The organism is Microbacterium sp., from assembly GCF_026393345.1.
In the GTDB taxonomy this organism is placed as follows: Bacteria; Actinomycetota; Actinomycetes; order Actinomycetales; family Microbacteriaceae; genus Microbacterium.
Map to the genome: position 1 here is coordinate 20,851 of NZ_JAPLAI010000045.1, position 6,447 is coordinate 27,297.

Sequence of the window (6,447 nt, forward strand, 5' to 3'; positions counted from 1 at the left end):
GCCCCGCACCGCCCTAGGGTTGCCCGGCATCGCAATCGCCGGAACGATCGTGCATCTCACCGATGCCGGCGGTGCACGACAGGCGATCGCAGCGGCGGCACGCACGCGAGGCGGGACGCCCCTGGCCGTGGCATCCATCAACCTCGACCACATCCACCACTTCCCGCCGTCGGAGCGGACGGAGGGGGTGCGCTCGGCACGGTGGCTGAACCTCATCGACGGGGCACCGATCGCCCGGCAGGTACGACGCCTGACCGGCACGCCCTGGCCCCGCCTGGCCGGGAGCGATCTGATCGGCGGCATCCTCGACGACGCCGCCGCGGCCGGGACACGTGTCGCCGTCCTCGGCGGTCCGCCCGAGGCGAGCGAGGCGCTGCGCGTGCGGTTGATGACCACGTGGCCTTCCCTGCACTTCGCAGGTCATTGGGCCCCGACACGCGATGACCTGTCATCGCCCGATTATTCGCACGCTCTGGCGGCGGACATCCGGGCGAGCCGCGCCGACATCGTCATCGTGTGCTTGGGAAAACCCCGGCAGGAGAAGTGGATCGACGAATACGGGGGAGTGACCGGAGCGGGTGTCCTGCTGGCTTTCGGTGCCGTCGTCGACTTCCTCGCCGGTCGAGTCTCCCGGGCGCCCCGCTGGGTGTCCGACGCGGGACTCGAATGGATGTGGCGGCTCATGCTCGAGCCCAGGCGACTGGCGCGGCGGTACCTCGTTGAGGGACCCCCCGCTTATGCGGCCGTACGCCGGTCGTCGTTCACCCGTCGGGCGTAGCCGTCGCCCGCGAGCGGACATGGCCGACACCTCCCCCCGTGCCCGGCCATGTCCGCTACGTGGACTCCGCGACCGTTGTCAACACACAGGAGGGACCGCATCGTGGCCGTGACCCGATCCGGCGATGAGAGCATCGACCGCACCGACTTCTTCCCCGAGGGCGAGGCCGTCGACGTGGCCGTCGTCATCGTCTCGTACAACAGCTCCGACGACATCCGCCAGCTGCTCCCCGACCTTCGCCGCGAGGCCGGTACGCTCCGGCTCCGTGTCATCGTCGCTGACAACTCCTCCGCCGATGACACACGGGCGATGCTCGCCCGGCACGCCGACGTGATCACCCTCGCCACCGGCGGCAATCTCGGCTACGCCGGCGCGATCAATGCCGCGATGACACACGTCGGGGACACGGATGCGATCCTCATCCTCAATCCCGACCTCCGCCTGGACCCGGGAGCGATCGGACGGATGCTGCGGCGCCTGCGCAGCGACGACCAGATCGCCGCCGTCGCCCCGCTGCTGCGCGACGAGGACGGTGCCGTGTACTTCTCGCTCCGGCGGGACCCCACGGTCCTCCGAGCAGCCGCCGACGCGATCATCGGGAGGTTCTGGCAACGCCGCCCCGCCGCGCTGTCCGAGTTCGTCCGCTCCCCGCGGCAGTACGGCTGGTGCCACCCGATCGATTGGGCGACGGGGGCGGCGTTGCTGATCTCCTCGCCCGCACAGGAGGCCATCGGCCAGTGGGACGAACGGTTCTTCCTCTATTCGGAGGAGACGGACATCCAGCGACGCCTCCGCGACGCGGGGTGGTCGGTGTGGTTCGACCCCGCGGCGGGCGCAACCCACCGTCGCGGCGGGTCCGGGACGTCCGCCGACCTGAACGCGTTGCTGACCGTCAACCGCGTCCGCTACATCGAGAAGCACCGGCCGCGTTCCGCCGCCGCCTTCCGCGCGGCCGTGATGGTGGGAGAGCACCTTCGTCGATCCGCCGGGAACGCCCGTTCCCGCTGGGCGTTGCGCAGCAGAGCGCGCTGGGCGACACTGCCGCACGCGAGGAGGGACGCGGAACCGGTCGACACGTTTCCGGCGGCGTCCGTCGTGATCCCCGCCCACGACGAGGCCGGGGTGATCAGCCGGACCCTGGAGCCGCTCGCCGAGCTGGCCGCAGCCGGCCGGCTGGAAGTGGTCGTCGTGTGCAACGGCTGCCACGACGACACAGCCGCGCGAGCCCGCTCCTATGCCGGAGTGCAGGTGATCGAGACGGACGCTGCCTCGAAGACGACCGCGCTGAATCTCGGTGACGAGTGCGCCACCGTCTGGCCGCGGTTCTATCTCGACGCCGACATCGTGGTGCCCCCGCACGCGCTCGTCCCCGTCATCAAGAAAGGCGCCCCTGCTTTTCGGCCTGGATCTGTCCGATGCCTCGACGCTGGTTCGGGCGTACTACCGCGCCCGGCAGCGGATGCCGTCGACATCGGCCGCGCTCTGGGGCGCGGGGGTGTACGCGGTGAGCCGTGTGGGCCACGACCGCATCGGTCACTTCCCCCCGTACACGGCCGACGATCTCTACGTCGACCGTCTGTTCTCCCCGGCGGAGAAGGTGTTTCCCCCCACCGAGCCGGTGACCGTCGGTGTGCCTCATCGCGCCGCCACCCTGCGACAGATCCTGTGCCGGATGCGGCGCGGACCGGCACAGCAGGGCATCGACACCGGGCGGTCGAGCGTGCGGGAGCTCGCGGCCAGCATCCGCGGAGCGCTGTCCGCGGCGGATGCGGCGATCTACGCCGCGTTCGCCCTGGACGCACGGCGACGCGCACGCCGCGCCGCGGCACGTGGCGACACCGGGTGGGAACGCGATGACACGTCTCGCCCGGTCGCCGCGCCGGTCGCTCTGGTCGAGGTGGGACCGGCTATCCGATGAGGGCCAGGGAATTCCGCCGCGCCTGTTCCCTCAACGACCGCCGGACAGTATGCTCGGCGGACAAGCGGGTGGTCGCGATCTGGGGAGATCGACCATCTTGGGGAAGGCACGGTGGCGCTCGAGCTGCGTCCACGTGTGGGGACGTGGGGAATGGCTCGATGGGGACACTGGCGCATCCGCGTTTCTTGACGCGGAACATGCGGACGGCACTGATCGTCGGTGCCGGTGTCGTCGCGCTCGGGCTCGGTCTCGGGGGCTGGTTGTTCATCGCGCCCGTCGCGCCCACGCCGCCCGCCGTCGGGGGTGCACACTCCTCCTCGACCGGGCCACTCCCGGGGGCAACGCCCACGACCGGGAGCGAGGTCATGCCGCCCGGTGACGGGACGGTGACGCCAGATCGACTCCCTCCCCGGGCGGCGACGCACCCACCCTCGAGCCTGCCGCCGGCCGACTCCGCGTCCGCGCGCGGAGCGATCGTGGCGGGATACCCCGTGGAGGTCGCCGGTCCGCTCGACGGCTCCGACGTCATCGAGTCCTCCGTCGCGAGCGAAGGCAGTCTCGTGCAGTCAGCGCTGGTCGCCCGGACAGATGCCTCGCCCGAGGAGGTCCTCGAGGCGTACCGCGCCCGGTGGAGCGCACTCCGCCTCGCGGCGGTTCCCGGCGCGGAGGCGGGCGCTGCCTCCTTCGGCGACGCCTCGTCCTCGATCACCGTGTCGGCGGACGCCTCCGGCACCGGCACGGTCTACACCGTCTTCGGCATCGTACGGACGGGGTGAGCGCGTGTACATCTCCCTCGCGAACCGTCCCGCGCCGGACCAGCCCCCGGCTCCCCCCGATACCCCCGACGCCCTTGCCACCGCACCCTCTCGCCGGTCCCGCGGTCGGCGGACCGTCTCGTCGACGGTCGTGACGCTCGGCGTGGTCTCCCTGCTCACCGACATCTCGTCGGAGTCCGTCACCGCGATCCTGCCGCTCTACGTGACCGGTGTCCTGGGGCTGTCGACCATCGCCTTCGGAGTCCTGGATGGTCTGTACCAGGGCGTGAGCGCGGTGGTCCGCATCGCGGGAGGCTACGTGGCGGATCGTTCGGACCAGCCCAAATGGGTCGCCTTCGCGGGTTATGCACTGGCGGCCGTGGCGCGCGTGGGACTTCTCATCGGCTCCGGGTTCGCAGCGCTGACGGCCGTGGTCACCGCTGACCGCATCGGGAAGGGCGTCCGCACCGCGCCGCGCGATGCGCTCATCACCGCCGTCAGCGACCCGGCGAGGCTGGCGTCGGCGTTCGGCGTCCATCGGATGCTGGACAACATCGGCGCAGCGGTCGGTCCCCTCCTCGCGTTCGCGATCCTGCTCGTCATCCCGGACGGGTATCTCACCGTCTTCGTCGCGTCCTTCGCATTCGCGGCCGTCGGTGTCGTGATCCTGGGACTGGTCGTGCCGAACGTCCGCACCCGCCGCCGGCCCGTCCGCGTGACGGGGGCGCCGCATCCGCCGCGCGAGAAGTTCCCCTGGCACGTCCTCGGTCGGGGTCCGCTGCGCCGGGTGCTGGCCGCGGCGGGCATCCTGGGGCTCCTCACCATCGGGGATGGATTCGTCTACCTGGTGCTGCTGGAGCGGAGCGACTTCGCGGCGCACTGGTTCCCGCTGCTGTATGTCGGGACCAACGTCGCGTTTCTCGCGTTCGCGGTCCCGCTGGGGCGGCTCGCCGATCGGTTCGGGAGCGCGAGGGTGTTCGTCCTCGGGCACGCCGCCCTCCTCGCCACGTACCTGACGGCGGCGCTGCCCATCGCCGACGTCGCCGCCACGATCCTCTGCCTGCTCTTCCTCGGGGTGTTCTACGCCGCGACGGACGGGGTGCTCGCGGCTCTCACCGCACAGCTCACCCTGCCCCGGACACGGGGGACGGGTCTCGGTGCGGCGCAGACGGTTGTGGCCGTTGCACGGTTCGTGTCCGCTGCCGGCTTCGGCGTGCTGTGGTTCACGATCGGACGCGAGTCGTCCATGCTCGTCGTCGCCGGCCTCCTTGTCGTCGCCATCCCGACGGCCGCCCTCCTCCTCCGACCATTGCTCGGGGCACCGGAGGAGGCGAGGACATGAGCGACCGGCGGAAGTGGCTCATCGTGGCGATCGCGGCGGCGCTGGCGCTCACCATGACCTCGATCGTCGGCGTCTTCGCGTGGCGGCAGCACGAGGCCCGCGCGGCCGCGCCCGCCCTCGTCGACACGGCACCCGCCGGCAGCATCGCGACGGGCGAGCGGATCGTGTTCCGCAACACCGCGCCCGGTGCCGGATACGGCCACGTGGCGAGCGTTCCGCTCGCCGACCCGAGCGGCACACGATCAGTCGATCGCCTCGTCTGCGATCGTGTGGACGCCACGGCGGAGGAACTCTCCTGCCTGCGCATCGAACGCGGCATCGTTCCGTCCTACTCCGCGACCCTCTACGCGTGGACCGGCGAACGGCTGCAGGAATGGCCGCTCCCCGGCATCCCGAGCCGTACTCGACTCTCCGTCGACGGATCGATCCTGGCGACCACGGCGTTCGTGACGGGTCACTCCTACGCCACGATCGGGTTCTCGACCGAGACCGTGATCCGTTCCTCCCACGGCGAGAGTCTCGGAAACCTCGAGGAGTGGACGTTGCTCATCGACGGCGCACCGACCACCGCGCTCGATCGCAACTTCTGGGGTGTGACTTTCGACGGCGACACCGCCTTCTACGCGACGGCGGCACTCACCGCCTCGGGCACGACCTACCTGGTGCGCGGCGATGTCGCGTCGCGCACCCTGACGGCACTGGCCGAGAACGTCGAGTGCCCCTCCCTCTCGCCGGACGGGAGCCGAATCGCGTTCAAACGCGTCACCGCCGGTTCGGGGCCGGGGGTGCAGTGGACACCCGCGATCTACGACCTCGTCACCGGGGAGGTCTCCCTGCTCCCCGAGTCGCGCTCCGTCGACGACCAGATCATGTGGCTCGATGACAACACGATCCTCTATGGGATGCCGCGTCCAGGGGCCGTGGGAGACAGCGACGTGTGGGCGCTCGCTGCCGACGGCAGCGGTGACCCGCGTCTCTTCATCGAGCATGCGTGGTCACCCGCCGTCATCCGGGAGGGCACGTGAACACCCGCCGCAGCGACATCCCGCCCGCCCCCGGTGGCCGCCGGCGTGGGGTGACCGCGGTCCTGAGCGCGCTGGCGGTCTACCTCGGTGGCGCACTGGTGATCCTGCTGTCGCCCACCTCGCCCGCGGAACTCGTCGCGGCGACGACCACCTGGCTGAGGGACCTCGGTCTCGGGGCGGTGCGACAGGGCTGGGTGGAGTTCGCGGCGAACATCGCGCTGTTCGCGCCGCTCGGCGTCCTGCTCACGCTCGGGTTCCGTCGATCGTGGGCCGGCATCGCCGCGGCGACCGTGGTGTCCGCGACGGTCGAACTCGGGCAGCTGCTGCTGCCGCATCGCACGGCCAGCATCCGAGACGTGTTCGCGAACGTCCTGGGTGCCGCGACCGGCGCGGCGCTCGTGCTCGCGCTGCGGGCGGGACGACGCCGTCGGGAGACGATACGGCGCACCCGCAGACAAGCGCACACGCCGCTGGTACCGTCGCCCAAGGGGCATCCAACGCACACCGTCGAGCCGTGGAGCGCACCCTGATGGAAAAGTACCCTTCCTCCGTCCCTCACCGGCTGGTCAACACCAGCCTCACCTTCACCTGCTTCGTGCTGCTGACAGCCCTGGTGATGGTCGCCTCGC

The 6,447-nt window shown here is 71.0% G+C and carries 6 protein-coding genes; all 6 read left to right on the top strand.

Annotated elements, in window-relative coordinates:
* Positions 1–49: 49 nt before the first annotated feature.
* The 6 genes from NT132_RS08505 (at position 50) to NT132_RS08530 (ending at position 6,348) form a co-directional block, all read left to right on the top strand.
* On the top strand, positions 50–778 hold the full coding sequence (locus tag NT132_RS08505; protein ID WP_297787395.1) for a WecB/TagA/CpsF family glycosyltransferase: 729 nt from the start codon (positions 50–52) through the stop codon (positions 776–778).
* Positions 779–880: 102 nt separating this feature from the next.
* Entirely contained in the window at positions 881–2,635 is a 1,755-nt protein-coding gene (locus NT132_RS08510) for a glycosyltransferase family 2 protein (protein WP_297787396.1), read from the top strand.
* A 258-nt stretch (positions 2,636–2,893) separates the two neighbouring features.
* Complete coding sequence (locus NT132_RS08515; RefSeq protein WP_297787399.1) at positions 2,894–3,472, top strand: hypothetical protein; 579 nt, start codon at positions 2,894–2,896, stop codon at positions 3,470–3,472.
* Between the two features lie 4 nt (positions 3,473–3,476).
* Complete coding sequence (locus NT132_RS08520; protein WP_297787401.1) at positions 3,477–4,793, top strand: MFS transporter; 1,317 nt, start codon at positions 3,477–3,479, stop codon at positions 4,791–4,793.
* Positions 4,790–5,818: a hypothetical protein gene (locus NT132_RS08525; protein ID WP_297787403.1), complete on the top strand. Its 1,029-nt coding sequence runs from the start codon at positions 4,790–4,792 to the stop codon at positions 5,816–5,818. The genes NT132_RS08520 and NT132_RS08525 overlap by 4 nt, the downstream gene beginning before the upstream one ends.
* On the top strand, positions 5,815–6,348 hold the full coding sequence (locus NT132_RS08530; protein WP_297787405.1) for a VanZ family protein: 534 nt from the start codon (positions 5,815–5,817) through the stop codon (positions 6,346–6,348). The genes NT132_RS08525 and NT132_RS08530 overlap by 4 nt, the downstream gene beginning before the upstream one ends.
* The last annotated feature ends 99 nt before the right edge of the window (positions 6,349–6,447 follow it).